This window comes from Streptomyces sp. NBC_00259 (assembly GCF_036181745.1).
Taxonomy (GTDB): domain Bacteria; phylum Actinomycetota; class Actinomycetes; order Streptomycetales; family Streptomycetaceae; genus Streptomyces; species Streptomyces pratisoli.
The window spans coordinates 5,158,648-5,182,200 of record NZ_CP108080.1; the positions used below are offsets into that span (position 1 = coordinate 5,158,648).

Consider the following 23,553-nt stretch of genomic DNA (forward strand, 5'->3'; position numbering starts at 1 on the left):
CCATGAGCGTCACCCCGGACAACGCCGTCCGTACGTACCTGGAGCAACATCGCGAGAGCTTCCTCGACGACCTCGCGGAGTGGCTGCGCATCCCGTCGGTCTCCGCCCAGCCGGAGCACGACGCGGACGTACGGCGCAGTGCGGAATGGCTTGCCGCGAAGCTCAAGGAGACCGGTTTCCCGACCGCCGAGATCTGGCCGACCGACGGCGCGCCGGCGGTCTTCGCCGAATGGCCGTCGGCCGACCCGGACGCTCCCACCGTGCTCGTCTACGGCCACCACGACGTGCAGCCCGCAGCGCTCGCGGACGGCTGGCACACCGATCCGTTCGAGCCGGTCGTCAAGGACGGCCGGATGTACGGCCGCGGAGCCGCCGACGACAAGGGCCAGGTCCTCTTCCACACCCTCGGGGTACGGGCCCATCTCGCCGCCACCGGCCGCACGACGCCCGCCGTCCATCTGAAGCTCCTGGTCGAGGGCGAGGAGGAGTCCGGCTCGCCGCACTTCCGCGACCTCGTCGAGCGGCACCGGGACCGCCTCACCGCCGACGCCGTCATCGTCTCCGACACCGGCATGTGGTCCGAGACGACCCCCACCGTCTGCACCGGCATGCGCGGCCTCGCCGACTGCGAGATCGAGCTGTACGGACCGGACCAGGACATCCACTCCGGCTCCTTCGGCGGGGCCGTTCCCAACCCGGCCACCGTCGCCGCCCGGATCGTCGCGGCGCTGCACGACGAGCACGAGCGGGTCACCGTCCCCGGGTTCTACGACGGTGTCACCGAGCTGACGGCGGCCGAGCGCGAGCTCCTCGCCGAGCTGCCGTTCGACGAGGCCGAGTGGCTGCGTACGGCCAAGTCGTACGGAACGTCCGGCGAGGCCGGACACTCCACCCTGGAACGCATCTGGGCCCGCCCGACCGCCGAGGTCAACGGCATCGGCGGCGGCTACCAGGGGCCCGGAGGCAAGACGATCATCCCGTCCTCCGCCATGCTGAAGCTCTCCTTCCGGCTGGTCGCGGGCCAGGACCCGGACCGGATCGAGGAAGCGTTCCGCGGCTGGGTCGCCTCCCTGATCCCCGCGGGCATCCGCCACGAGATCACCTTCGGCGCGGCGACCCGGCCCTGCCTCACCCCGCTGGACCACCCCGCCCTGCAGGCGGTCACCCGGTCGATGAGCCGCGCCTTCGACGGGCAGAAGATCCGCTTCACCCGTGAGGGCGGCTCGGGACCCGCCGCCGACCTCCAGGACGTCCTCGACGCACCCGTGCTGTTCCTGGGCATCTCCGTACCGTCCGACGGGTGGCACGCGCCCAACGAGAAGATCGAGCTGACGCTGCTGCTCAAGGGCGTCGAAACCGCCGCCTACCTGTGGGGCGACCTGGCCGGCGCCCTCCACTGACAGACAGCCGGTACTGACAGACAACCGCCACTGACGGACAACCGCCGCCACCGACAGACATCCGGTCATCCCGGGGGAGTGGGAAGCACCTGTGAGCACCTTCGACCATGTCGCCGACGGCCGTCCCATCGGCCTCACCGCGCCGAGCGGCATCGACCGCGCCGCGCATCACCGACTCGACGAGGCATGGCTGGCGGCGGCCTGGAGCCACCCGTCGACCCGGGTGTTCGTCGTCTCGGAGGGACAGGTACTGATCGACGACACCCCCGACGGCCGTACCGAACTCGTGATGACCCCGGCCTTCGAGGCTCCTGTCACCGAGACCCACCGGTACTTCCTGGGCACCGACGAGGACGGCGTCAGCTACTTCGCCCTGCAGAAGGACGCCCTGCCCGGACGCATGGACCAGTCCGCCCGCCCCGCCGGGCTGCGCGAGGCCGGGCTGCTGCTGTCCCCGCGCGACGCGGGACTCATGGTCCACGCGGTCGCCCTGGAGAACTGGCAGCGGCTCCACCGCTTCTGCTCCCGCTGCGGCGAGCGCACCGTCATCGCGGCCGCCGGTCACATCCGCCGCTGCCCGGCCTGCGGCGCCGAGCACTACCCGCGGACCGACCCCGCCGTGATCATGCTCGTCACGGACGAGGACGACCGCGCCCTGCTGGGCCGCCAGGTTCACTGGCCGGAAGGCCGCTTCTCCACGCTCGCCGGCTTCGTCGAACCGGGCGAGTCCATCGAGCAGTCCGTGATCCGCGAGGTGTACGAGGAGGCGGGCGTCACCGTCGGCGAGGTCGAGTACGTCGCCAGCCAGCCCTGGCCTTTCCCGTCCAGCCTGATGCTGGGCTTCATGGCCCGCGCCACCTCGTCCGAGATCACCGTGGACGGCGAGGAGATCCACGAGGCTCGCTGGTTCTCCCGGGAGGACCTGCGGGCGGCCTTCGAGTCCGGCGAGGTGCTGCCGCCGTACGGGATCTCGATCGCGGCCCGTCTCATCGAGCTCTGGTACGGAAAGCCCCTGCCGAAGCCGGGTTCGCTCGCCTGACGTCCTCGCGTCCTGAGCCCTGCCCGACCCCGGTCGGCCGGAGTTCCCGGCGGGCGGTGACGCGCCGCGCGGTGCAGTGTGTGGAGAGCGGCACATGGTGCCCTGCTGTGCCGCACGGGCGCGGCGCAGCAGAGGCGGGAGACACGGCATGGAACTCGGACTGGAAGGGCGCGTGGCACTGGTCACCGGCGCGAGCCGGGGGATCGGGCTCGCGATCGTGAAGGCCCTGACCGACGAAGGCGTGCAGGTGGTGGCCGCGGCACGGCACTCCTCCGACGAACTCGACGCGCTCGTCGGCACCGGCCGCGCGCGGCTGGTGCGGGTGGACCTGGGTGGCGCCGAGGGGGCGGATCTGCTGGTCGACGCGGCCGGGGACCGGATCGACATCCTCGTGAACAACGTGGGATCGGCGCCCGCCCGTCCCGGCGGCTTCCTCAGCGTCACGGACGAGGAGTGGGAGGCGGCCTTCAACCTCAATCTGTTCGCCGCCGTGCGCGTCACCCGCCGGGTCCTGCCGCTGATGCTGGCCCGGGGCAGCGGCTCGGTCGTCAACATCGGCTCGATCAACGCGGTGTTCCCCGACCCGCATGTGATCGACTACTGCGCCGCCAAGGCTGCTCTCGCGAACTTCTCCAAGGCCGTGTCCAAGGAGGTGGGCGGCCGCGGAATCCGTGTGAACACCGTCAGCCCCGGACCCGTCGAGACCGATCTGTGGCTGGGCGGCGAGGGAGTGGCGGCCACCGTGTCCGAGGCGACCGGGATGACTCCGGAAGAGGTCCTCGCCCGGGCCGCCGGGGTCGCGGTCACCGGCCGGTTCTCCAAGCCGTCCGAGGTCGCGGACGCGGTGCTGCTGCTGGCGAGCGACCGGGCGGGCAACATCACCGGATCGGACATCACCGTCGACGGCGGTTTCGTCAGCACCTGGTAGGCGCGCGGGCCGTCCGACGCCGGCCGTGGAACGACACCGCCCCTCGAACGACGCCGCCCCCACCGGTACTCGACCGGAGGGGGCGCAGCGCAGAGGGGGGTGCGTCAGATCGCCAGGGCCTGCTTCACCTGGGCCAGGCTGGGGTTCGTCATGACGATGTTCTCGCCACCGTTCGGCGGAACCACGAGTACGGTCGGCACGGTCTGGTTGCCGTTGTTCGCCTTCTCGACGAACGCCGCGGACTGCGGGTCCTCCTCGATGTTGACCTCGACGTACGAGATGCCCTCGCGGTCGAGCTGGCTCTTCAGCCGACGGCAGTACCCGCACCAGGTCGTGCTGTACATCGTCAGGGATCCCTGCATGTTCTTCTCCCGCTCCTCTGAGCTCGTGGGGTGGGTGCCCCATGGGGCGTGCCAGTAGTCGAACGTACGCGACCCGTCCCCCATTCCCGTATTGGTACGACCAATCCCGTCCCCCTGTGGACAACCGTGCCGGTGATCTCGCGGGACCTGGCAGCATGGCGGGGTGACAGCAGCAACGCACTCCACTCTCTTCCCTCAGGTCCCCGAGTCTGCGGACGCGGTGCTCGCCGGGCTCGACCCCGAGCAGCGCGAGGTCGCGACCGCCCTGACCGGCCCGGTGTGTGTCCTGGCGGGCGCCGGTACGGGCAAGACGCGTGCGATCACCCATCGCATCGCCTACGGAGTGCGGGCCGGGATACTCCAGCCGTCGAGTGTGCTGGCCGTCACCTTCACCAACCGCGCCGCGGGAGAGATGCGCGGCCGGCTGCGCCAGCTCGGCGCGGGCGGAGTGCAGGCCCGCACCTTCCACTCGGCAGCGCTGCGCCAGCTCCAGTACTTCTGGCCGAAAGCCGTCGGCGGTGAGCTGCCGAGGCTGCTCGAGCGCAAGATCCAGCTGGTCGCCGAGGCCGGAGCGCGCTGCCGGATCCGGCTCGACCGCAATGAGCTCAGGGATGTGACCAGCGAGATCGAATGGGCCAAGGTCACCCAGACCGTTCCTGCCGACTATCCCGCGGCCGTCGCCAAGTCCCTCCGCGACGCCCCCCGCGACCCGTCGGAGATCGGCCAGATCTATGCGCTGTACGAGCAGCTGAAGCGCGATCGCTCGGTGATCGATTTCGAGGACGTCCTCCTGCTCACGGTCGGCATCCTCCAGGACCGCCACGACATCGCCGACCAGATCCGCCGCCAGTACCAGCACTTCGTGGTGGACGAGTACCAGGACGTGTCGCCGCTCCAGCAGCGGCTGCTGGAGCTCTGGCTCGGCGACCGGGACAGCCTGTGCGTCGTCGGCGACGCCAGCCAGACGATCTACTCCTTCACCGGGGCCACCCCGGACCATCTGCTCAGCTTCCGCGCCCGCCATCCTCAGGCGACCGTGGTGAAGCTCGTCCGCGACTACCGCTCGACCCCGCAGGTCGTCCACCTCGCCAACGGTCTGCTGGGTCAGGCCAGGGGCCGTGCCGCCGAGCACCGGCTCGAGCTGATCTCGCAGCGCGACCCCGGCCCCGAGCCGGCCTACACGGAGTACGGGGACGAGCCCGCCGAGGCCGAGGGCACGGCCCGGCGCATCCGCGATCTGATCGCCGCGGGTGTCCCGGCCGGCGAGATCGCCGTCCTGTACCGGGTCAACGCCCAGTCCGAGGTGTATGAGCAGGCTCTCGCCGACGCGGGCGTGCCCTATCAGCTGCGCGGCGCCGAGCGGTTCTTCGAGCGTGCCGAGGTACGGGAAGCGGGCGTCGCGCTGCGCGGTGCCGCCCGGGCCGGGGGGAACGACGCCCTGCTGGACGATGCGGACGACCTGCCGTCCCAGGTCCGGGCGGTCCTGTCCACGAAGGGCTGGACCACCGAACCCCCGGCCGGCTCCGGTGCCGTGCGGGACCGCTGGGAATCCCTGGCCTCGCTCGTCCGGCTCGCCGAGGACTTCGCACGCGTCAAGCCGGACGCGGGCCTCGCCGATCTCGTCACCGAGCTCGACGAGCGCGCGGCCGCCCAGCACGCCCCGACCGTCCAGGGCGTCACCCTGGCCTCGCTCCACTCCGCGAAGGGCCTGGAGTGGGACGCCGTGTTCCTGGTCGGTCTCACCGAGGGCATGATGCCGATCACCTATGCCAAGACCGACGAGCAGGTGGAGGAGGAGCGCCGGCTCCTCTACGTCGGGGTCACCCGCGCCCGGCTCCATCTGTCCCTCTCGTGGGCGCTGTCCCGTTCGCCCGGCGGCCGTGCCTCCCGCCGCCCCACGCGCTTCCTGAACGGGCTGCGGCCCGGCTCGGCCGCCCCCGGCACCCGAACGGCGGGCGGTGGCGGCGGAATCGAGCGCGGAGGCGCCGGCGGCCGGCGCAAGCGGCGTGGGCCCGTGCTGTGCCGGGTGTGCGGCAAGACGCTCACCGACGCCGGCGAGATGAAACTGATGCGCTGTGAGGACTGCCCCTCCGACATGGACGAGGCGCTGTACGAGCGGCTGCGCGAGTGGCGCTCGGAGCAGGCCAGGGAGCTGGGCCAGCCGGCGTACTGCGTCTTCACCGACAAGACGCTGATGGCGATCGCCGAGACCGTGCCCGACAGCGAGGGGGAGCTCGCCGGGATCTCCGGCGTCGGCGGCCGCAAGCTGGAGCGTTTCGGCGCCGATGTCCTGGCTATCTGCGCAGGCCAGGAGCTTGGTGAGGGCGATGAGGACGACTGATACAAACTCGTCGAGAAAATAGTTTGCGCCCGCCCCAGTCATCCCCATAGGTTCTTAACCACGGGAACGGCGGCTTCTCCGAAGCCCTGTTGTCGTGCTGTACTTATCCGAATACGCGTGATCGGCCCCGGCCGGTCCCAGAGACGCCGAGAGGAGGCGATTCCAGTGATCAGCATCAACACCAGCTTCATCCGCAACACCGTCAAAATGACCGATCGCTCGGTCGTCTCCGCCTGCTCGCTCGGCCTCTCCGGTTCGGCGTTCATTGGCACCGGTCTGTCTGGCTTCGCAGGCCTTCGTCCGGTCTCTCTCCCTGCGGGCCTGCCCGTCCGGGAGCGCAATGAGCGACCGACCAAGGCACTGGAAGCAGGAGTAGTGGCGGCAGAGGCCAAGGCCTATGCCCTCGCGGCGACCAGTGCCGGAACCCAGCAGCAGACGACGCAGCACCACACGATGTGGGCCTTCCGTGGGCTCGAACCCTGGAGTGATCCAGCCTGATCCAGGATCAGGCCGGCGCCTTCAGGGCCGCGGAACCCCACCAGGGATCCGCGGCCCTTCTGTTTTCCCCGATGAGGAAACGGAGCGAAGGGGCCTCGGGACCAGCAAGACCCGGTACCAGCCGAAGCCCGGTCAACAGACCGGACCGACCAGACGAGGAAGACACCACCGTGCAACTCGAAGCGCACGCCCCGTCCGTACCGCCTTCCGAAACGATCCCCCCGCCCGGCCTCACGGAGGACTCCACCTTGACCCCGCTCACAGCGCTGACCGCGCTCGACGACGCCATCGAGAACCTCGGCGTACCCGTCCCCTGCCGCTCCTACGACCCGGAGGTCTTCTTCGCCGAGTCGCCGGCCGATGTCGAGTACGCCAAGTCCCTCTGCCGCACCTGCCCGCTGGTCGAGGCCTGCCTCGCCGGGGCGAAGGAGCGGCGTGAGCCCTGGGGCGTCTGGGGCGGAGAGCTCTTCGTCCAGGGTGTCGTCGTCGCCCGGAAGCGGCCGCGTGGCCGCCCGCGCAAGAACCCGGTCGCGGCATGACCGAGATCTCCTGGGGGACGACCCCCAAGCTCCCGAAGCACGCGGGAACCATTGACCGCCCCCTCACGCACGATCCCCAGAAGCAGGCCCCGATGACCTCTTCCGCCGCTGAGCCGTCCGGCTCCGCCACACCAGCTGTCACCACCATCGGCGCGAACGCCTCGCGTCAGAACAGGACCCGCGAAATGCAACTCATCCCAGAAGCCCTGGCTCGTGCGCATATGCACGAGCGCCTGCGGGAAGCCGACGTGGAGCGCCAGGCCATGAGCCTGGCCACCGCTCGGCGGATGCAGAGGCGCGCCGAGCGCGCGTCGATGCGCGCCCGCCGTGCGCTGGCCATGGCCGTCATGCAGTAGCCGACGACTGTCGGCCGCAGAACACAACAGTGCCTCTCGCTGGGGCCGGTCCGAAGGGACCGGCCCCAGCGGTGCGTTGTCCTGCCGTACGACACCCACGGGGTTATCGTCACGAGGTGGACCAGCAGACTCATCACCCTGCCCCGCCGGGTGCCGAGAACGTCGTGTGTTCCCGGTGCGGCGCGGTCGCCGAGGGCACTCCGCCTACCTGGACCTGCTCCGTGGAGAACGGCCGCCGCCACTACCTCTGCGAGGAGTGCGCGCGGGCCAACATCAGGGCCATCGAGGGCCGACTCGACTCGTCCTGGTGGTGACGGAGCCGGGCGTCAGGCCTCCACCGCCAGGCCGTCCGCGTCGGCCAGGAAGCCGGGCACCCAGGACTCCAGTTCGTGGCGGAGCCGCACCGTCGCGTTCAGCTGGCACAGCACACCTATCGTGCTCAGCGTCACCCGATGGATCAGCAGATAGGCCGGCGGGAGATTGAGCTGCTTGCCCAACTGGTGTGCCGGAGAGCGAGGGTCCGCGATCCGCGCCGCCTGGGCCCGCATCCAGCCGCGGGTGAACGTGAACCGGTCGGCCTGCGCGGGCTCGATGATCGGCAGCAGATACTCCAGCACCGCATCCGGGTCGAGGTCGATCGACTCCTTGACGAAGCCCTCCTCGCACAGCACCCCGTACACCTCGTCGGCCCGGCCCTCCAGTGTCATCCGGAGCGAGTCACCGATCGTCCTGGGCAGTCCGCCGGGAAGCCGGTCGACGGTGCCGAAGTCCAGCACCCCCAGCCGCCACTCACCGGGATCCTCCCCGCCCTCCGCCGCGCCGGGGGCGGGGAGCAGCCGGAAGTTCCCCGGGTGGGGGTCCGCGTGCAGCAGCCCCGTGCGCGCGGGACCGGAGAACAGGAAGCGGGCCAGCAGCTGCCCCGCACGGTCCCGCTGCTCCTGCGTGCCGTCGCTGATCACCTCGGCCAGCGGTATCCCGTCGATCCACTCGGTGACCAGCACCTGGTCCGCCTGGTGCACCACGTCGGGCACCAGCACATCGGGGTCGTCGGCGAACTCCGCGGCGTGCTCCCGCTGGGCCCGGGCCTCCAGCGAATAGTCCAGCTCCTCCGACACGCGGTCGCGGAGCTCGGTGATCAGCGGTTTGATGTCCATCCCCGGGATCAGCGGCCCCAACAGCCTGGCGAACCGGCTCAGCTGGGACAGATCCGAGAGCAGTGCCTCCCCGGCCCCCGGATACTGGACCTTCACCGCGACCTCGCGTCCGTCGTGCCAGACGGCACGGTGGACCTGGCCGATGGACGCGGCCGCCGCGGGTTTGTCCTCGAACTCCAGGAAGAGCTCCCGCCAGTCCTCGCCGAGCCGCTCCGCCAGCGCTTCATGGACCGTACGCGTCGGCATCGGGGGAGCGGCGTCCTGGAGCTTGGTCAACGCGGCCCGGTAGGGGCCGGCCACCTCCTCGGGCAGGGCGGACTCGAAGACGGACATCGCCTGCCCGAACTTCATCGCACCACCCTTCAGCTCACCCAGCACCTTGAACAGCTGCTCCGCCGTGCGCTGTTGCAGCTCGCGCGCCACGATCTCCGCGGACTTGCCGCCGATCCGCTTGCCCAGGCCCCAGGTGGCACGGCCGGCGAAGCTCAGTGGCAGAGCGGCCAACTTGGCGGTCCGGGTGACCGCCTTCCGGGGAAGATCAGACATGCGCCCCTCCAAATCCCAGCCGCCGTGCCGCGTCTGCGTGGTGGCATTGCTCCGTCGACGCCGTTACCCCGGCCATTGTGTCGTGCGGCGTCCCGGCCTTCGAGGCGCGCTCCCCCTGAGTCTGCCCAGCCGCCCCACAAGAACAGTCGCGATGGGGCCTGAACTGCTCCGATCGCCAGTCGAGCAGCGGCGACGACACCTCCCAGCGCGCTCCGGTGCTCGCCGGCAGTTCGCCGTCCAGGAAGGACAGCGCATGCGCCGCGGCCGTACCGGCCACCGCGGTGGCCAGTGCGAGATCACAGGCTCCCGGGCCCGTGGCGCGGCGCCCCGGCGTGCTCCACTGCGCCATCATCCGCGGCCACACCGGATCGCGGTCCGCCCGGTGGAGCGCCAGGCACCCCGCGCAGGCCGTGCCTCCGGGCAGCACCAGCGGTCCCACCACACCGGTCGCCTCGACAACGCCCGCATAAAGATGGGGAGTTCCGGTGGTCACCCAGTCCTCGGCCGCCCCAGGATCGGGGGCGTACGCCGCGAGCCCGTCCCGTGGAGCGACGATCACCAGCGTCAGAGGGGACTCGACCGACGGCGGGCTCCCTGCGGTCCGCCGCACCGCCCGCGGCGCCCTGCCCGGGGCGGACTGCCGCACCAGCTGCCGGGCGGCCGCGGCCCTGCGCTCACCGACCGCCTTCGCCGGCAGCCCGCCGGGTGCCACGTCCCACGGCTCCACCCGCCCTCCGTCCAGCACCTCGACCTCGCCCACCCCCGCGGCGGACAGTGCGGCCGCGAGCACCGCCCCGACCCGGCCCGCGCCCCGGACCTGGACCCGTATGGCGCTGCGGGCCGCCAACCGCCCCATCCCGCCGCCCGGTTCGGGGTGGACGACGGAGAGTGACGCGAGGTCGGAGCGCAGCCGGTCGAACGCCCCCGGCCGCTTCCGCAACGCGTCCGCCGCCGGACCGCCGCCCGTCGCGTCGTCCACCAGACCCGCCTTCGCCAGCCGGCCGAGCAGCGCGTCCACCTGACCGTCGGGCAGCCCTATGGCCCGGGCCTCGTCGCGGAGCCGGGGCAGACCCCGGGTCCCGTCGAAGAGCGACAGCAGACATCCGGTCGCCGTGTCCACCGGCCCCATCACCACGGCATGTGCCGCTGTCGTCCCGAACTGCACATGGCGAAGGTCCCGCCAGGCCTGCCGCAGCGCAGGCTTTACCACCGGATGCATACTCGCCCCCGTTCGCACGGCGTTTCTTCCGTGTTTGATACCAATCCACCCGTCGGTCGTTCGGATGGTTCGCTCTGTCACGGCATCAGAATGCACGCACCCGGCGGCGCGTGCGGAAAGTTATCCACAGGCTTGGGGCATTAGTCGTTCTTATTGGTGCACGCCGTCGAGTGGATCAAGGTGGAACCGCCTCGGGGGCGGGACTTCTCCCATGGGCAGCGGGTAACGTCGGGGCGTGTCCGCCGACCGACCGCACAGCGCCGAAAGCCAGCAGCGCAGCGTGATCAGACATTCGCCCCGCCCCTCCGCGACGAGCGCGGTCGAGGTCCGCCGCAGTGCCCGGCGCCGCAGAACGGTCTCCGCGTACCGGGAAGGTGACCGCACCATCGTTCTCATCCCGGCCCGGATGTCCGAGGCGGAGGAGCGGCGCTGGGTGACGGTCATGCTCGACAAGCTCGCCGCGCAGGAGAGCAAGCGGACTCTCGGCGACGCGGAACTGGCGGAGCGCGCAGAGCGTTTGTCCGAGCAGTACTTCGACGGCCGGGCCAGGCCGACGTCGGTGCGCTGGGTGACGAATCAGAACACCCGCTGGGGGTCGTGCACTCCGGCCGAGGGCAGCATCCGTCTGTCGCACCGCCTGCAGGGCATGCCCGAGTACGTCGTCGACTACGTGCTCGTCCACGAGCTGGCCCATCTGCTCGTACCGGGTCACGGGCCGCGTTTCTGGCGGCTGCTGGAGGCGTATCCGCGCACCGAGCGGGCCCGTGGCTACCTCGAAGGAGTGGTCGCCGCGGAGCGGCTTCCGCACCTGCCGACCGCGCGCGATGAGTGACTTCTTCTGATCCTGTACCGAATGTGTACCGGCTTGGCTCAATGTCACCGATAACGGTTAGCCTGGCGCGACGCAGTCAGATTTTTCGTCGGGATGGGGGACGGTCGTTACGCATGGCCAGGGAATTCCAACGAGGCCACAAGGCCAAGATCAGTGACCTGACACCGGGGACCGACCTGTACGTGGGTGTGCAGATCGCCGCTCCTGGGCTGACCTTCGACATCAGCTGCTTCGCCCTCGACGCGAACGAGCAGCTCTCGGACGACCGTTATTTCATCTTCTTCAACCAGCCGAAATCGCCGGAGGAGTCCATTCAGCTCCTCGGTGCGCAGGCCGGCGACACCGAGTCGTTCCGCGTCACGCTGGATCGCGTACCGGCGCAGATCCACAAGCTGTCGTTCACCGCGACCGTCGACGGCGCGGGCCAGATGTCGCAGATCGGCCCCGGGTACATCCGGATCGTCGCCGGCGGAGAGGAGGTCGTCCGGTACGCCTTCACCGGCTCGGAGTTCTCCACGGAACGTGCCGTGATGCTCGGCGACTTCTACCTCAAGGACGTGTGGCGGTTCGCCGCCGTCGGCCAGGGCTTCGACGGCGGCCTCGACGCGCTGCTGAAGAACTTCGGCGGAGAGGTGGCCGAGGAGGAGCCTGCCCCGCAGCAGGGCGTGCCCGGGTTCGCCCCGCCGGCCGCCGCCGCTCCCGCACCGGCCCCCGCGTTCGGTGCCCCTGCCGCACCTCCGGCTCCGGTCCCTCCGCAGGTGCCTCAAGCTCCGCAGCCCGCCCCCGCGTTCGGGGCACCCCCTGCGCCTGCCCCCGCTCCGGCGCCCGCGCAGGTCAACCCGCAGATGCACGCGGCGCCGACCATCGCCGCCCCGATCACGCCTCCTGGCGGGACGGTGCCGCCTCCGGCGCCGCCGTCCCCGTACGGCCAGCCGCAGCCGCCGCAGTTCGGGCAGGTCCCGGGCCAGCAGCCCGCCCCGTACGGTCAGCCGGGCATGCCCCCGGGTGTGCCGCAGGGAGTCCCTCAGGGCGCCCCGCCGGCCGGCGCGGGTCTCCAGGCGGCACTCCAGCCGTACAAGGAACTGCCCACCGGCCAGCGGTGGACCTCGCAGAACCAGCAGCTGATGCGCGTCGACCTGGGCATGGGCGGCACACCGGTGCTGGCCCGTCAGGGCAGCATGGTGATGTACCAGGGCAAGGTCGACTTCGGCTACAAGAGCGCCGGTTTCTCCGGCCGGATCGTCGGCAACGCCACGGGCCAGGAGATGCAGCTGATGCGCTGCACGGGCCGCGGCCAGGTCTTCCTCGCCGAGAACGGCGCACATCTGCACCCCATCGAGCTCCAGGGCGACGGAATCTGCGTCTCCGCGGAGAACGTCCTCGCGTTCGACGAGTCCCTGCAGCACGAGGTCCGCCGCATCGAGGGTCACGGCATTCCCGGCGGCGCCCTGTTCACGATGCAGTTCCAGGGCACCGGCACCGTCGTGGTCAAGACCCACGGCATCCCGGTGGTCCTGCCGGTCACACCCACCACCTTCGCCGACTCCAACGCCATCGTGGCCTGGTCGTCCGCGTCCCAGGTGATCCTCTCCAGCCAGGTACGGCTGCGCCGCAACGCGTACCCCGGCCACAGCGGGGAGACCGTGAATCTGCAGTTCCGGGGCGCCCCCGGCAACTTCATCGTCGTCCAGCCCTACGAGGTCTGAGGGAGCCCGGAAAGTGAACCAGCAACTCGCGGGCTACGCCCCGACCCCCGTCGTGGCCCGGATGGAGAACCACGGTCGCACGATGCTCAAGGTGGCCATGGCCGGCGGCCAGGACCTGTACGCGCGTACGGGCTCGATGGTCGCCTACGAAGGCTTCGTGCAGTACGAGCCCAACCCGCCGGCCGTTCGGCAGATCGCCTCCCAGTGGGTCACCGGTGAGGGCGCGCCCATCATGAAGTGCTCCGGCGACGGGCTGCTCTACCTCGCCGACTACGGCGCCGACGTCGTCGTCATCAACCTCAACAACGACTCCCTGTCCGTCAACAGCACCAACCTCCTCGCCTTCGACGCGCACCTCCAGTGGGGCGTCGAGCGGGTCAAGGGACTCGCCAAGTTCGCCGGGCAGGGCCTGTGGAACGTCGAGGTCGCGGGCACCGGATGGGTCGCGCTGACCTCGCGCGGCACGCCGATCGTCGTCGACTGCGGCCGCGGGGAGGACGAGACCTACGTCGACCCGGACGCCCTCGTCGCCTGGTCGCCGAACCTGAAGGTGAAGGGCAAGCGCAGCTTCAAGGCCTCCTCCCTCATCGGGCGGGGCAGCGGAGAGGCGTACCAGATGGCCTTCTCGGGCCAGGGCATCGTCGTCGTACAGCCGAGCGAGGACAGCACCGACCGTCTGCGGATCCGGGGCTGAGGGGGAGCGAGAACACACCATGCAGAGCCCGCTTTTCAGTCACGCGGAACAGCAGTCCCAGGAGCGGTACGCCGTACAGAACCCGCAGCTCCTGCGGGTCGCGCTCACCGGGCACGACGACGTCCTCGCCCGCAAGGGTGCGATGGTCGCCTACCAGGGGCTCATCGACTTCGACGGTGAGTACCAGACGAGCGGTCAGCGCCGCGCCCGCGCCCGCACCGGCGAGGGCCTCGACCTGATGCGCTGCTCGGGCCAGGGCACGGTCTACTTCGCCAACCTCGCGCAGTACGTGCACGTGGTGGACGTCGACCAGGACGGCATGACCGTCGACAGCGCCTATGTGCTGGCGCTGGACTCCGCGCTGCACACCGAAGTCATCGCCGTGGACAGCCAGTACGGAATCTCCGGCTCCGGCAAGTACCAGCTCAACATCTCCGGGCGGGGCAAGGTCGCCTTGATGACCTCGGGCCAGCCGCTGATGATGCAGGTCACGCCCGACAAGTACGTCAATGTGGACGCCGACGCGATCGTCGCCTGGTCGTCCTCGCTGCGGGTGCAGATGCAGGCCCAGACGCACTCCACGGGCGTCTGGCGGCGCCGGGGCAACACGGGAGAGGGCTGGGAACTGAGCTTCCTCGGTCAGGGCTTCGCCCTGGTCCAGCCCAGTGAGGTCCTTCCCCCGCAGAACGCGCAGGTCGGCCAGGGAGCGCGGGCCCAGTACGGCATGGGCCAGCACGGCTCCCACGCCCAGAACCAGAACAACGTCTGGAGCTGAGCGCGAAGCAGGCTGTGCAAGACGCAGGTTGTGCAAGGGGCGGACGCCTGTAGGCGTCCGCCCCTTGCACACATGGCGCTTCCCGCATCGCGCTACAGCCGCGCGCGGGTCCGCTCCAGCAGTCGCACCACGGACGCGTCGGCGACATCGGCCACCTCGGCATAGCCGAACCAGCGCAGGTCCAGTGACTCGTCGCTCATCGCCGGGGCCGCGTCCGGCGCCGCCAGAGCGGCGTACTGCACATCGAGATGCCAGTGGCACGGCGCCGGGATCGCATGCCTGTCCAGCGTCACCGGGCCGCCCGGAAGCAGCGTGAGTCCGTCGATACCGGATTCCTCCGTGGCCTCGCGCAGCGCCGCGTCGGCGAGCGTGGCGTCCCCGGGCTCGCAGTGTCCGCCCATCTGCAGCCACATGCCCAGCTTCCTGTGCAGGGTCAGCAGCACCCGGTCGCGCGAGGGGTCGACCACCAGCGCGCTGGCCGTCAGATGCCCGGCCTCGCAGGCCTTCCACATGCCGTCGGGGTACGCCGCCAGATGGTCGAGGTACGTCTGGCGCAACTCCTCCTGGCCCTCACGCCCCTCCCGGACGCCCTCGTACTCCTTCAGTACCCGGACGGCGTTGTCGTACAGGCTCACTTGTCGGTGTCGTCCTTGCCGTTCTGGTCACGGCCCTCGGCCGCCTCGCCGAGCATCTTGTCCAGCTCGGAGAAGTCGAGGTGCTCACGGTGGACGAAGCCGTCCGGGTCGTCGAGATCGGAGGCGGTCGGCAGCATGTCCGGGTGCTCCCACAGACCGTCGCGGCCGTCCAGACCGCGCGCGTCGGTGAGCGACGCCCACAGCCGGGAGGCGTCCCGCAGCCGGCGCGGACGCAGCTGGAGGCCGATGAGCGTGGCGAAGGTCTGCTCGGCGGGACCGCCCGAGGCGCGGCGCCGACGGAGGGTCTCGCGCAGGGCGTCCGCGGACGTCAGCCTGTTCTTCGCGGCATCGTGCACCACGGCGTCCACCCAGCCCTCGACCAGCGCGAGCGCGGTCTCCAGCCGGGCGAGCGCCGCCTTCTGCTCCGGGGTCTCCTCGGGCTGGAACATGCCCTGCTGGAGCGCCTCCTGCAACTGCTCGGGGTGCGTCGGGTCGAACTGGCCGACCACGTCCTCCAGCTTGGTCGTGTCGACCTTGATCCCGCGCGCATACCCCTCGACCGCGCCGAAGAGATGCGAGCGCAGCCAGGGCACATGCGCGAAGAGCCGCTGATGGGCGGCCTCGCGCAGGGCCAGATACAGCCGGACCTCGTCCTTGGAGACACCCAGGTCCTTGCCGAACGCCTCGACGTTCAGCGGAAGGAGCGCGGCCTTGCCGGCCGGGCCCAGCGGCAGCCCGATGTCGGTCGAACCGACGACCTCACCCGCCAGCACGCCGATCGCCTGCCCGATCTGCTGGCCGAACATGGCGCCGCCCATGGAGCGCATCATGCCGATCAGCGGGCCCGCCATGGCCTGCATCTCCTCGGGCAGCACATCGCCCATCGCCACGCCCACGCGCTCGGCGACCGGGTCGACGAGCTGCTGCCAGGCCGGGAGGGTCGCCTCGACCCACTCCGCGCGGCTCCACGCCACGGACGTACCGGCACCGGAGGGCAGGGACGTCGCACCGTCCAGCCACAGGTCGGCCAGGCGCACGGCCTCCTCGACCGCGGCACGCTCGGCGGGACCGACGCTCGCGTCCTTCGTGCCGTCCTGGGTGCCCTGGGAAACCGTCTGGCGGGCGATCTGCTTCGCCATGTCCCAGTTCACCGGGCCGCCCTCATAGCTCAGCATCTGCCCGAGCTGCTGGAAGGCCGCGCCGAGGTCGGTCGGGTTCAGCGAACCGAACATCGCGGCGAACGGATTGTCCGCCCCGCCTGCCCCGGCGCCCGGGAACCCGTACCCGAAGGGGTTTGCCGGGCCGCCCTGGCCGCCGCCGGAACCCTGCCCACCTCCGGCGGGGTCCTTCTTCTTGCCCTCGTCGCCGTTCTCCGGCTCCTCCGGCGGAAGGCCGAATCCGAATGGGGTGTCACTCACGGGTTTCCTCGGCTCGTAGGGCCACCGGCTTTCTGCCGGCGGCGACTGCCCGACTACACCACCAGCCTAAGCGGCGCCCGGCTGGCCGCGGCGGCGTCGACATGTCGGGTCCGGACATGGGCTCGATGCTTCACTGGCTCATGGCCTGCGGCAGGATGGACGCCACCTGGTACGTACGCGTTCATCCGCGCCCGTACTGAAGACAACCGCTGGAGACGCCCGGTGAGTTCCCCAGATCCGCAGGTTCGCGCAGCGCGAAACCATTCGGCCCCGGCCGCGGGGCGCGGCCCCGTCGTCGCGGTGACCGGCGCCGCTTCCGGCGTCGGCGACCTGCTGACCAGGCGCCTTGTCGCCTCGGACGAGATCAGACAGGTCATCGCCGTCGACGAGCGCCGCGGCGAGGTTCCCGAGGCGCACTGGCACATTCTCGACGTGCGTGACCCGGCGATCGCGGAGAAGCTGCGCGGCGCCGACGTCGTCGTGCACCTGGCGCTCGACCTCGACCTGGAGACCGATGCGGCCGCCCGGACCGCGTACAACGTGCGCGGCACCCAGACCGTGCTCACCGCGGCCGCTGCCGCGGGCGTCCACCGGGTCGTCCTGTGCACCTCGGCGATGGTCTACGGAGCGCTGCCCGACAACGACATCCCGCTCTCCGAGGACGCGGAGCTGCGCGCCACCGCCGAGGCCACCGGCGTCGGCGACCTGCTGGAGATCGAGCGCCTGGGCCGGCGCGCGCCCCGGGCCCACCCCGGGCTCAACGTCACCGTGGTCAGGCCCGCCATCCTCGTCGGCGGTACGGACACGGCTCTCACCCGCTACTTCGAGTCGCCGCGGCTGCTCGTCGTCGCCGGATCCCGCCCCACCTGGCAGTTCTGCCATGTCGAGGACCTGGTGAGCGCCCTGGAGTACGCCGCTCTGGAGAAGGTCGACGGTGAGTTCGCGGTCGGCTGCGACGGCTGGCTGGAGCAGGAGGAGGTCGAGGAGCTCAGCGGCATCCGCCGCATGGAGCTGCCCTCCGCCGTCGCCCTCGGGGCGGCTGCCCGGCTGCACCGGATCGGTCTCACCCCGTCCCCGGCGGGGGACCTCGCGTACACGATGCACCCGTGGGTCGTCAGTGTGGGCCGGCTGCACGACGCCGGGTGGCGGCCGCAGTGGACCAACGAAGAGGTGCTGGCCGCGCTGCTCGAAGAGGTCGAGGGCCGGCACACCGTCGCGGGCCGTCGTCTCGGACGCAAGGACGCGACCGCCGCCGCGGGCGCCGCGGGCGCGACCGTCGCCCTGCTCGGCACGGCCGCGCTCGTACGCCGGGCCCGCAAGCGCCGGGGCCTGTAGGACGCTCCAACCGCCGCGCTGTCCGCCCGGTCGAAAGCGCTATTCCTCGTCGTCGGTGGCGTACGGCACGATGGGGCCATGGCACGCACGAACGACCACCCCGGTGAGCAGGCCGCAGCGGACCCGATCCGGCTGCTGGCGATCCGCGACACCCCTCTCTCCGTCGACGAGGTGTTCGGCGCCGTCGGCGACTCCGCGGCCGGCGGCACGGCGCTCTTCGTGGGCACGGTGCGCGATCACGACGGTGGCGCGGACGTCGACGCGCTCGGCTATTCGTGCCACCCCTCCGCCGAGGCGGAGCTGCGTCGTGTCGCGGAGAAGGTCGCCGCGGAGTATCCGGTGCGAGCCCTCGCGGCCGTCCACCGTGTGGGTGACCTGGAGATCGGGGATCTGGCGGTGGTCGTCGCCGTTTCGTGCCCGCACCGGGGGGAGGCGTTCGAGGCCTGCCGGAAGCTGATCGACGACCTGAAGCACGAGGTCCCGATCTGGAAGCACCAGAAATTCTCGGATGGTACGGAGGAGTGGGTCGGCGCCTGCTGAGTGGCGCAGTGAGCCCGCACCCGGACGGCGGCCCATGGCCCGATTTGCGTAACCGCCCCCCTGGCACCAGCGTTGAAGCGGCGAATGGTTAATCTGCTGATCGGTCAGCTGCACGAGCAGTTGTCCAGCTCATGGGGTTGGGAGGTCGTGATGGCGGCACTCGCTTGGTTGCTGATTCCGTTTTTCGCTGCCATCGGCGCGGCGATATGGGGAAGCTGGGCCTCACGTAACCGAACCACGGGAGACGTCGCCGAGCTCGCCGGCTACGCGCGATTCCGCGACGCGATGGAGAAGTCCCACTCCGGTACGGACGCCGTCTGACCGCCCGCTGCACCGCCCCCGTACGGACCGGCCCGGCAGGTGCACTCACAGGCCGGTCCCGTACTGTCGTTCCATGCCACGCCGCACAGCGACGATGCTCGCCTCCACCTTGATCCTCATTGTGCTGCTTTGCGTGGGCGTGTTCCTGACCCCGCCGTATTCCGAGATGTCGCCCGGGCCGACCGTGAACACCCTCGGTGACTCCGGTGGCGAGCCGGTGCTCCAGATCTCCGGCCGCAAGACCTACCCGACGACCGGTCACCTCAACATGACGACGGTCCGGGTCACCGGCGCGGAGTACCGGATGAACCTGGCGGAGGTCGTCTACGGCTGGCTGGCTCATGACAACGTCGTGGTGCCGCACGAGACCCTGTATCCGGACGGCAAGACGGAACAGCAGTCCAACCAGGAGAACGCCGAGGAGTTCAGCCAGTCCCAGGAGAGCGCCAAGGTCGCCGCCCTGCGTGAGCTGGGGATCCCGGTGAAGTCCCGGGTCGTCGTCTCCTCGATCCGCAAGGAGAGCCCGGCGCAGGGGGCGCTGCACGCCGGCGACGTGATCAAGGCCGTCGACGGCACGCCGGTGGACAAGCCGGACGATGTCTCCAAGGCCGTCGTCAAGCACGCCCCCGGTTCGAAGGTGAGCTTCACCATCGTGCCGGCGAAGGAGGCGGCCGCGGCGGAGAAGGCCGGCAAGGAACTCGCCGGCGGCAAGGACGTGCAGGTCGGCACCGTCAGGTCGGAGGAGGCCAAGCGGACCGTCGTGGGCATCACGGCCGGGACGGACCACACCTTCCCCTTCCATATCGACATCAAGCTCGCCGATGTGGGCGGCCCCAGCGCCGGACTGATGTTCGCGCTCGGCATCGTCGACAAGCTCACCCCGGGCGATCTGACGGGCGGCAAGTTCGTCGCGGGCACCGGCACCATCGACGACCAGGGCGTCGTCGGGCCGATCGGCGGGATCGAGATGAAGCTCGTCGGCGCGCGGAAGGCGGGAGCGGAGTACTTCCTGACGCCCAGCGACAACTGCGCGTCCGCGGCCTCCGACATCCCTGAAGGGCTGACCCTGGTCAGGGTCAAGACCATCGACGACGCCACGAAGGCGCTGGAGAAGATCCGCAGCGGAAACACCGCGGGACTGCCCAGCTGCTCCAAGAGCTGAGACCGGCACGGCAGGATTCCCGCAGCGGACAGGATTCCCGCAACGGACGGGACTCCCGCAAAGGAGGGGGCGCACCGCGACGGCGGCGCGCCCCCTTCCCGTCGCCGGTCGCTACGCCTCGAACGTCGCCGAGAGTGCCTCCGCCAGCCCCGGCACCAGCTCGGAGCCGGTGAGCACCTCGGTCGGGGAGTCCTTCTCCCGCAGGCGCAGTGCCGACTCGCGGGCGCCGTCGCGGAGTACCGCGACCGTCATCCGGACCTCCTGCCGGCCCGGGTGGGCGGCGACCCACTCGGCCAGTCCGGCCTCGTCGAGGCCCTCGGGGACGGACGCCTCCGCGGACGGCGGCAGCATCAGCCGCTCGACGGTCAGGGCGCAGCCCGCCACCGCGTCGGGCCAGGCGATCGTTCCGAGGAACTCGTCCAGCGGGGTGCCAGAGGGGATCTCGTCCTGCTCGACCGGGGTGAGCGGAGCGCCCGCGTCCCCTTCGTCGAGACCGAGCTGGGCGGCGAGGCCCGGCTCCTGGGTGCGCAGCTGCGCGGTGTCGACGAGAGCGAAGAGCCGGGCCGGCTGGTCCCAGCCGAGGCCGGACGCGTACTCGTCGATTTCGAGCACTGCTCGTGTGAGCGGGCTCGCGGCCATCGGAGGGCCGCCGGGGGAAACGTTGGACATGCTCAACATCCTGCCTCCTTCGGCCCCGAAGTCGGGAACTAGGTAAAGCCTCAGTAAGTTGCATGAGTGGGCTCTACGATCGCGTGGACCCACCGAACACGCGCCGGACGCCTGCAGGACGCTTGCACGACGCGTGGACAACGCTTTACCCGACGCTTTACACGACCGCGAACTTCGAGGGGCGCACGTTGGCTTTCCAGATGCCGGACCGCGGCGGAGGCCCGACCGGGCCACGGATCAGAGTGGGTCGGCCGTCCCGGCGCGTCCGTACGCTGCTGATGACACTCGGCGTGCTGGCCGTGCTCGCCATGGCCTTTGTCATGTTCGCCGGGTTCTGGACCGACTGGCTCTGGTACCGCTCGGTCAAGTACTCGTCGGTGTTCACCACGACCCTGTGGACCAAGATCGGTCTGTTCGCGGTCTTCGGCCTGCTGATGGCGGGCGCGGTGGGGCTGAACATCTGGCTGGCGCACCGGCTGCGGCCGCCGCTCAGCGCGATGTCGCTGGAGCAGCAGAGCCTCGACCGGTACCGGATGGGCATCGCCCCGTACAAGAAGTGGGTGCTCCTCGGGATCACCGCGCTGGTCGGGCTGATCGCCGGAGCCTCCGCGTCCTCCCAGTGGCGCACCTGGCTGATGTGGGTCAACGGAGTGCCGTTCGGCCAGAAGGACCCGCAGTTCCGGATGGACGTGGCCTTCTACGCGTTCGATCTGCCCTGGTACCGGTTCCTGCTCGGCTTCGGCTTCGCCGCCGCCGTGCTCTCGCTGATCGCCGCCGCGCTCACCCACTATCTGTACGGCGGGCTGCGCGTCACCAGCCCGGGTGCCCGGGCGACCGCCGCGGCCACCGGCCATCTGTCCGTGCTGCTCGGCATCTTCGTCGCGCTCAAGGCCGTTGCCTACTGGCTCGACCGGTACGGCCTGGCCGTGAAGTCCAGTGACTTCAAGGCGGCCGGAAACTGGACGGGCCTGCGCTACGTCGACGCGAACGCGTATCTGCCGGCCAAGACCATCCTCTTCTGCATCGCGGTCATCTGCGCCGTGCTGTTCTTCGCGACGCTGTGGCGGCGCACCTGGCAGCTGCCCGTGATCGGCTTCGGCCTGATGGTGCTGTCGGCGATCCTCATCGGCGGGCTGTACCCGGCGATCGTGCAGAAGTTCCAGGTCCAGCCGAACGAGCAGGCCAAGGAAGCGCCGTACATCCAGAAGAACATCGAGGCGACGCGCGAGGCCTACGGCATCGCCGCGGCCAAGGCGGAGGACTACCCGGGCAAGGGCGACCCGAAGCGCAAGGCGCAGCAGCGCGAGGACGCCACCACGGCCGCCAGCTACCGGGTCGTCGACTCCAACGTGGTCTCGCCCGCCTTCCAGCAGCTCCAGCAGGAGCGGAAGTACTACCAGTTCCCCGCGACCCTGGACGTCGACCGGTACACCGGACCGGACGGAAAGCCGCAGGACACGGTCATCGGTCTGCGCGAGCTCAACATCAAGGGCATCCCCAAGCGCAACTGGATCAACGACCACTTCACCTACACCCACGGCTACGGAGCGATCGCGGCCAAGGGCACGAGCGTGATCGACGATCCCGACAAGGGCACGGTCGGCGCTCCCGACTTCACCGAGTCCGGTCTGCCCACCACCGGCCAGCTCGGCAAGTACGAGCAGCGGATCTACTACGGCGAGAAGACCGAGCAGTACTCGATCGTGGGCGGCCCGCAGAAGGAGCTCGACTACGAGAAGAACGGTGAGGAGACCACCAGCTACAAGGGCAAGAGCGGGGTCAACCTCTCCAACGCGTTCAACAGGGCGGCGTACGCCGTGTCGTTCAGCGAGCCGCAGATCCTCTACTCGGGAGCGATCGGCGAGGGCTCGCGGATCCTCTACAACCGCACGCCCAAGGAGCGCGTCGAGGCGGTGGCCCCCTGGCTCACCATCGACGGCGACGCCTACCCGGCGGTGGTCGACGGCCGCATCAAGTGGATCGTCGACGCGTACACCACGACGAACGGCTACCCCTACGCATCCCGTACGACGCTGGGGGACACCACGGCCGACTCGCTGACCGACAGGCAGCGGGCCGTCGTCGCGCAGCAGAACCAGGTCAACTACATCCGCAACTCGGTGAAGGCCACCGTCGACGCCTACGACGGCACGGTCGACCTGTACCAGTGGGACACCAAGGATCCGGTTCTGAAGACCTGGATGAAGGCCTTCCCCGACACGGTCAAGGAGAAGAGCGAGATCGAGCCGGGGCTGCTGGCCCATCTCCGCTACCCGCAGGACATGTTCAAGGTCCAGCGGGAGCTGCTCACGCGGTACCACGTGACGGACCCCGAGCAGTTCTACAGCGGCAGTGACGCCTGGCAGGTCCCGGACGACCCGACGAAGAAGGACGGCAGCGCGGTTCCGCCGTACTACCTGAGCCTGAAGATGCCGGGCGAGAACGACCAGAAGTTCTCGCTGACGACGACGTTCACGCCCAGCGGGCGGCCCAACCTCGGTGCGTTCATGGCGATCGACGCCGATGCGACCGGCGAGGGCTACGGCGCGATCAGGCTGTTGAGAGTCACCTCGACCGTGCAGGGCCCCTCGCAGGTGCAGAGCGAGCTCAACAGCGTGCCGGAGGTCGCGACGTTCGTCCGCGACCTCAGAGGCACCGACTCGGAGATCGACTACGGCAATCTCCTCACGGTGCCGCTGGACGGCGGGTTCCTCTACATCGAGCCGGTCTACGCACGAGGCGGCGCGGCGAACTACCCGCTGCTGAAGAAGGTGGCCGTGTCCTACGGCGGCAAGCCGGTCTTCAAGGACAGCCTGGCGGAGGCGTTGAACGCGGTGTTCGGGGTGGACGGGGCACAGCCGCCCACGACGACCCCACCACCGCCGACCGACACGACACAGCCGCCGGCGACGGGCAGCGCGGCGCTGAAGCAGGCCATCGCGGACGCCCAGAAGGCGTACGACGAGGGGCAGGCGGCGCTCAAGAAGAACGACTGGGCGGCGTACGGCAAGGCGCAGGCGGATCTCCAGGCGGCGCTCGAGCGAGCCGCCGCGGCACAGCCGGGGACGCCGAGCGGCTGACCCG

At 70.3% G+C, this 23,553-nt stretch carries 23 protein-coding genes; 17 read left to right on the top strand and 6 right to left on the bottom strand.

The window, feature by feature from the left end:
• Positions 1 to 2: 2 nt before the first annotated feature.
• The 3 genes from OG766_RS23460 (at position 3) to OG766_RS23470 (ending at position 3,367) form a co-directional block, all read left to right on the top strand.
• Complete coding sequence (locus tag OG766_RS23460; RefSeq protein ID WP_328726138.1) at positions 3 to 1,400, top strand: dipeptidase; 1,398 nt, start codon at positions 3 to 5, stop codon at positions 1,398 to 1,400.
• Positions 1,401 to 1,491: 91 nt separating this feature from the next.
• Entirely contained in the window at positions 1,492 to 2,439 is a 948-nt protein-coding gene (nudC, locus tag OG766_RS23465) for an NAD(+) diphosphatase (RefSeq protein WP_266382719.1), read from the top strand.
• A gap of 148 nt (positions 2,440 to 2,587) precedes the next feature.
• Positions 2,588 to 3,367, top strand: a complete 780-nt coding sequence (locus OG766_RS23470; protein WP_266382721.1) for an oxidoreductase — start codon at positions 2,588 to 2,590, stop codon at positions 3,365 to 3,367.
• A 104-nt stretch (positions 3,368 to 3,471) separates the two neighbouring features.
• Here OG766_RS23470 and OG766_RS23475 read toward each other — a convergent pair whose 3' ends face one another.
• Entirely contained in the window at positions 3,472 to 3,729 is a 258-nt protein-coding gene (locus OG766_RS23475) for a mycoredoxin (RefSeq protein ID WP_266384426.1), read from the bottom strand.
• A 163-nt stretch (positions 3,730 to 3,892) separates the two neighbouring features.
• Between OG766_RS23475 and OG766_RS23480 the strand changes: the two genes are divergently transcribed.
• The 5 genes from OG766_RS23480 to OG766_RS23500 all read left to right on the top strand — a co-directional run bounded on the left by OG766_RS23480 (position 3,893) and on the right by OG766_RS23500 (position 7,777).
• Positions 3,893 to 6,070, top strand: a complete 2,178-nt coding sequence (locus OG766_RS23480) for an ATP-dependent DNA helicase UvrD2 (protein ID WP_266382723.1) — start codon at positions 3,893 to 3,895, stop codon at positions 6,068 to 6,070.
• 165 nt (positions 6,071 to 6,235) lie between these two features.
• Positions 6,236 to 6,568 carry a hypothetical protein gene (locus tag OG766_RS23485; protein ID WP_266382726.1) on the top strand — a complete coding sequence of 111 codons (333 nt, stop codon included), beginning with the start codon at positions 6,236 to 6,238 and terminating at the stop codon, positions 6,566 to 6,568.
• 170 nt (positions 6,569 to 6,738) lie between these two features.
• Entirely contained in the window at positions 6,739 to 7,107 is a 369-nt protein-coding gene (locus OG766_RS23490) for a WhiB family transcriptional regulator (RefSeq protein ID WP_093652527.1), read from the top strand.
• Positions 7,104 to 7,463: a hypothetical protein gene (locus OG766_RS23495; RefSeq protein ID WP_266382729.1), complete on the top strand. Its 360-nt coding sequence runs from the start codon at positions 7,104 to 7,106 to the stop codon at positions 7,461 to 7,463. Before OG766_RS23490 ends, OG766_RS23495 begins: the two co-directional genes overlap by 4 nt.
• Before the next feature lie 116 nt (positions 7,464 to 7,579).
• Positions 7,580 to 7,777 carry a hypothetical protein gene (locus OG766_RS23500; protein WP_266382732.1) on the top strand — a complete coding sequence of 66 codons (198 nt, stop codon included), beginning with the start codon at positions 7,580 to 7,582 and terminating at the stop codon, positions 7,775 to 7,777.
• A gap of 12 nt (positions 7,778 to 7,789) precedes the next feature.
• Here the strand turns inward: OG766_RS23500 and OG766_RS23505 are convergent, their stop codons facing one another.
• Positions 7,790 to 9,163, bottom strand: coding sequence for an ABC1 kinase family protein (locus OG766_RS23505; protein ID WP_266382735.1), 1,374 nt, complete (start codon positions 9,161 to 9,163; stop codon positions 7,790 to 7,792).
• Entirely contained in the window at positions 9,156 to 10,382 is a 1,227-nt protein-coding gene (locus tag OG766_RS23510) for a ThiF family adenylyltransferase (protein ID WP_328726139.1), read from the bottom strand. Before OG766_RS23510 ends, OG766_RS23505 begins: the two co-directional genes overlap by 8 nt.
• Positions 10,383 to 10,617: 235 nt before the next feature.
• Between OG766_RS23510 and OG766_RS23515 the strand changes: the two genes are divergently transcribed.
• From OG766_RS23515 to OG766_RS23530, 4 genes are all read left to right on the top strand, one after another.
• Positions 10,618 to 11,214 carry a M48 metallopeptidase family protein gene (locus tag OG766_RS23515; protein WP_423247093.1) on the top strand — a complete coding sequence of 199 codons (597 nt, stop codon included), beginning with the start codon at positions 10,618 to 10,620 and terminating at the stop codon, positions 11,212 to 11,214.
• A 113-nt stretch (positions 11,215 to 11,327) separates the two neighbouring features.
• Positions 11,328 to 12,920, top strand: coding sequence for a TerD family protein (locus tag OG766_RS23520; RefSeq protein ID WP_266382740.1), 1,593 nt, complete (start codon positions 11,328 to 11,330; stop codon positions 12,918 to 12,920).
• Positions 12,921 to 12,933: 13 nt separating this feature from the next.
• A complete protein-coding gene (locus OG766_RS23525) occupies positions 12,934 to 13,614 on the top strand; it encodes an AIM24 family protein (RefSeq protein WP_266382743.1) in 681 nt (226 codons plus the stop codon).
• A gap of 19 nt (positions 13,615 to 13,633) precedes the next feature.
• On the top strand, positions 13,634 to 14,389 hold the full coding sequence (locus OG766_RS23530; protein ID WP_266382745.1) for an AIM24 family protein: 756 nt from the start codon (positions 13,634 to 13,636) through the stop codon (positions 14,387 to 14,389).
• A gap of 92 nt (positions 14,390 to 14,481) precedes the next feature.
• Here the strand turns inward: OG766_RS23530 and OG766_RS23535 are convergent, their stop codons facing one another.
• Together OG766_RS23535 and OG766_RS23540 are read right to left on the bottom strand one after the other, a co-directional pair.
• The gene (locus OG766_RS23535; RefSeq protein ID WP_266382748.1) at positions 14,482 to 15,024 is read right to left on the bottom strand and encodes an NUDIX hydrolase; all 543 of its coding nucleotides are present in this window, start codon (positions 15,022 to 15,024) and stop codon (positions 14,482 to 14,484) included.
• Positions 15,021 to 16,442 (bottom strand): zinc-dependent metalloprotease, encoded by a 1,422-nt coding sequence (locus tag OG766_RS23540; RefSeq protein ID WP_266382751.1) that lies wholly within the window; start codon positions 16,440 to 16,442, stop codon positions 15,021 to 15,023. Before OG766_RS23540 ends, OG766_RS23535 begins: the two co-directional genes overlap by 4 nt.
• Before the next feature lie 222 nt (positions 16,443 to 16,664).
• Here OG766_RS23540 and OG766_RS23545 point away from each other — a divergent pair, with 222 nt between their 5' ends.
• The 4 genes from OG766_RS23545 to OG766_RS23560 all read left to right on the top strand — a co-directional run bounded on the left by OG766_RS23545 (position 16,665) and on the right by OG766_RS23560 (position 19,800).
• On the top strand, positions 16,665 to 17,777 hold the full coding sequence (locus tag OG766_RS23545; RefSeq protein WP_266382754.1) for an SDR family oxidoreductase: 1,113 nt from the start codon (positions 16,665 to 16,667) through the stop codon (positions 17,775 to 17,777).
• A gap of 78 nt (positions 17,778 to 17,855) precedes the next feature.
• Positions 17,856 to 18,317, top strand: coding sequence for a molybdenum cofactor biosynthesis protein MoaE (locus OG766_RS23550; protein WP_266382757.1), 462 nt, complete (start codon positions 17,856 to 17,858; stop codon positions 18,315 to 18,317).
• An 84-nt stretch (positions 18,318 to 18,401) separates the two neighbouring features.
• Positions 18,402 to 18,638: a hypothetical protein gene (locus tag OG766_RS23555; RefSeq protein ID WP_266384519.1), complete on the top strand. Its 237-nt coding sequence runs from the start codon at positions 18,402 to 18,404 to the stop codon at positions 18,636 to 18,638.
• Positions 18,639 to 18,711: 73 nt separating this feature from the next.
• Positions 18,712 to 19,800: a YlbL family protein gene (locus OG766_RS23560; protein ID WP_266382761.1), complete on the top strand. Its 1,089-nt coding sequence runs from the start codon at positions 18,712 to 18,714 to the stop codon at positions 19,798 to 19,800.
• 111 nt (positions 19,801 to 19,911) lie between these two features.
• Here the strand turns inward: OG766_RS23560 and OG766_RS23565 are convergent, their stop codons facing one another.
• Positions 19,912 to 20,469 (bottom strand): PPA1309 family protein, encoded by a 558-nt coding sequence (locus tag OG766_RS23565; protein WP_266382763.1) that lies wholly within the window; start codon positions 20,467 to 20,469, stop codon positions 19,912 to 19,914.
• A gap of 200 nt (positions 20,470 to 20,669) precedes the next feature.
• Here OG766_RS23565 and OG766_RS23570 point away from each other — a divergent pair, with 200 nt between their 5' ends.
• The gene (locus OG766_RS23570; protein ID WP_266384432.1) at positions 20,670 to 23,549 is read left to right on the top strand and encodes a UPF0182 family membrane protein; all 2,880 of its coding nucleotides are present in this window, start codon (positions 20,670 to 20,672) and stop codon (positions 23,547 to 23,549) included.
• Positions 23,550 to 23,553 lie beyond the last annotated feature (4 nt).

Excerpts from the sequence above, each read along its gene's own strand:
- OG766_RS23510 (WP_328726139.1), bottom strand. The coding sequence starts at position 10,382 with ATGCATCCGGTGGTAAAGCCTGCGCTGCGGCAGGCCTGGCGGGACCTT.
- OG766_RS23475 (WP_266384426.1), bottom strand. The coding sequence starts at position 3,729 with ATGCAGGGATCCCTGACGATGTACAGCACGACCTGGTGCGGGTACTGC.
- OG766_RS23520 (WP_266382740.1), top strand. The coding sequence starts at position 11,328 with ATGGCCAGGGAATTCCAACGAGGCCACAAGGCCAAGATCAGTGACCTG.
- OG766_RS23470 (WP_266382721.1), top strand. The coding sequence starts at position 2,588 with ATGGAACTCGGACTGGAAGGGCGCGTGGCACTGGTCACCGGCGCGAGC.
- OG766_RS23560 (WP_266382761.1), top strand. The coding sequence starts at position 18,712 with ATGCCACGCCGCACAGCGACGATGCTCGCCTCCACCTTGATCCTCATT.
- OG766_RS23570 (WP_266384432.1), top strand. The coding sequence starts at position 20,670 with ATGCCGGACCGCGGCGGAGGCCCGACCGGGCCACGGATCAGAGTGGGT.
- OG766_RS23565 (WP_266382763.1), bottom strand. The coding sequence starts at position 20,469 with ATGTCCAACGTTTCCCCCGGCGGCCCTCCGATGGCCGCGAGCCCGCTC.
- OG766_RS23530 (WP_266382745.1), top strand. The coding sequence starts at position 13,634 with ATGCAGAGCCCGCTTTTCAGTCACGCGGAACAGCAGTCCCAGGAGCGG.
- OG766_RS23460 (WP_328726138.1), top strand. The coding sequence starts at position 3 with ATGAGCGTCACCCCGGACAACGCCGTCCGTACGTACCTGGAGCAACAT.
- OG766_RS23495 (WP_266382729.1), top strand. The coding sequence starts at position 7,104 with ATGACCGAGATCTCCTGGGGGACGACCCCCAAGCTCCCGAAGCACGCG.
- OG766_RS23550 (WP_266382757.1), top strand. The coding sequence starts at position 17,856 with ATGGCACGCACGAACGACCACCCCGGTGAGCAGGCCGCAGCGGACCCG.
- OG766_RS23505 (WP_266382735.1), bottom strand. The coding sequence starts at position 9,163 with ATGTCTGATCTTCCCCGGAAGGCGGTCACCCGGACCGCCAAGTTGGCC.
- OG766_RS23555 (WP_266384519.1), top strand. The coding sequence starts at position 18,402 with ATGGTTAATCTGCTGATCGGTCAGCTGCACGAGCAGTTGTCCAGCTCA.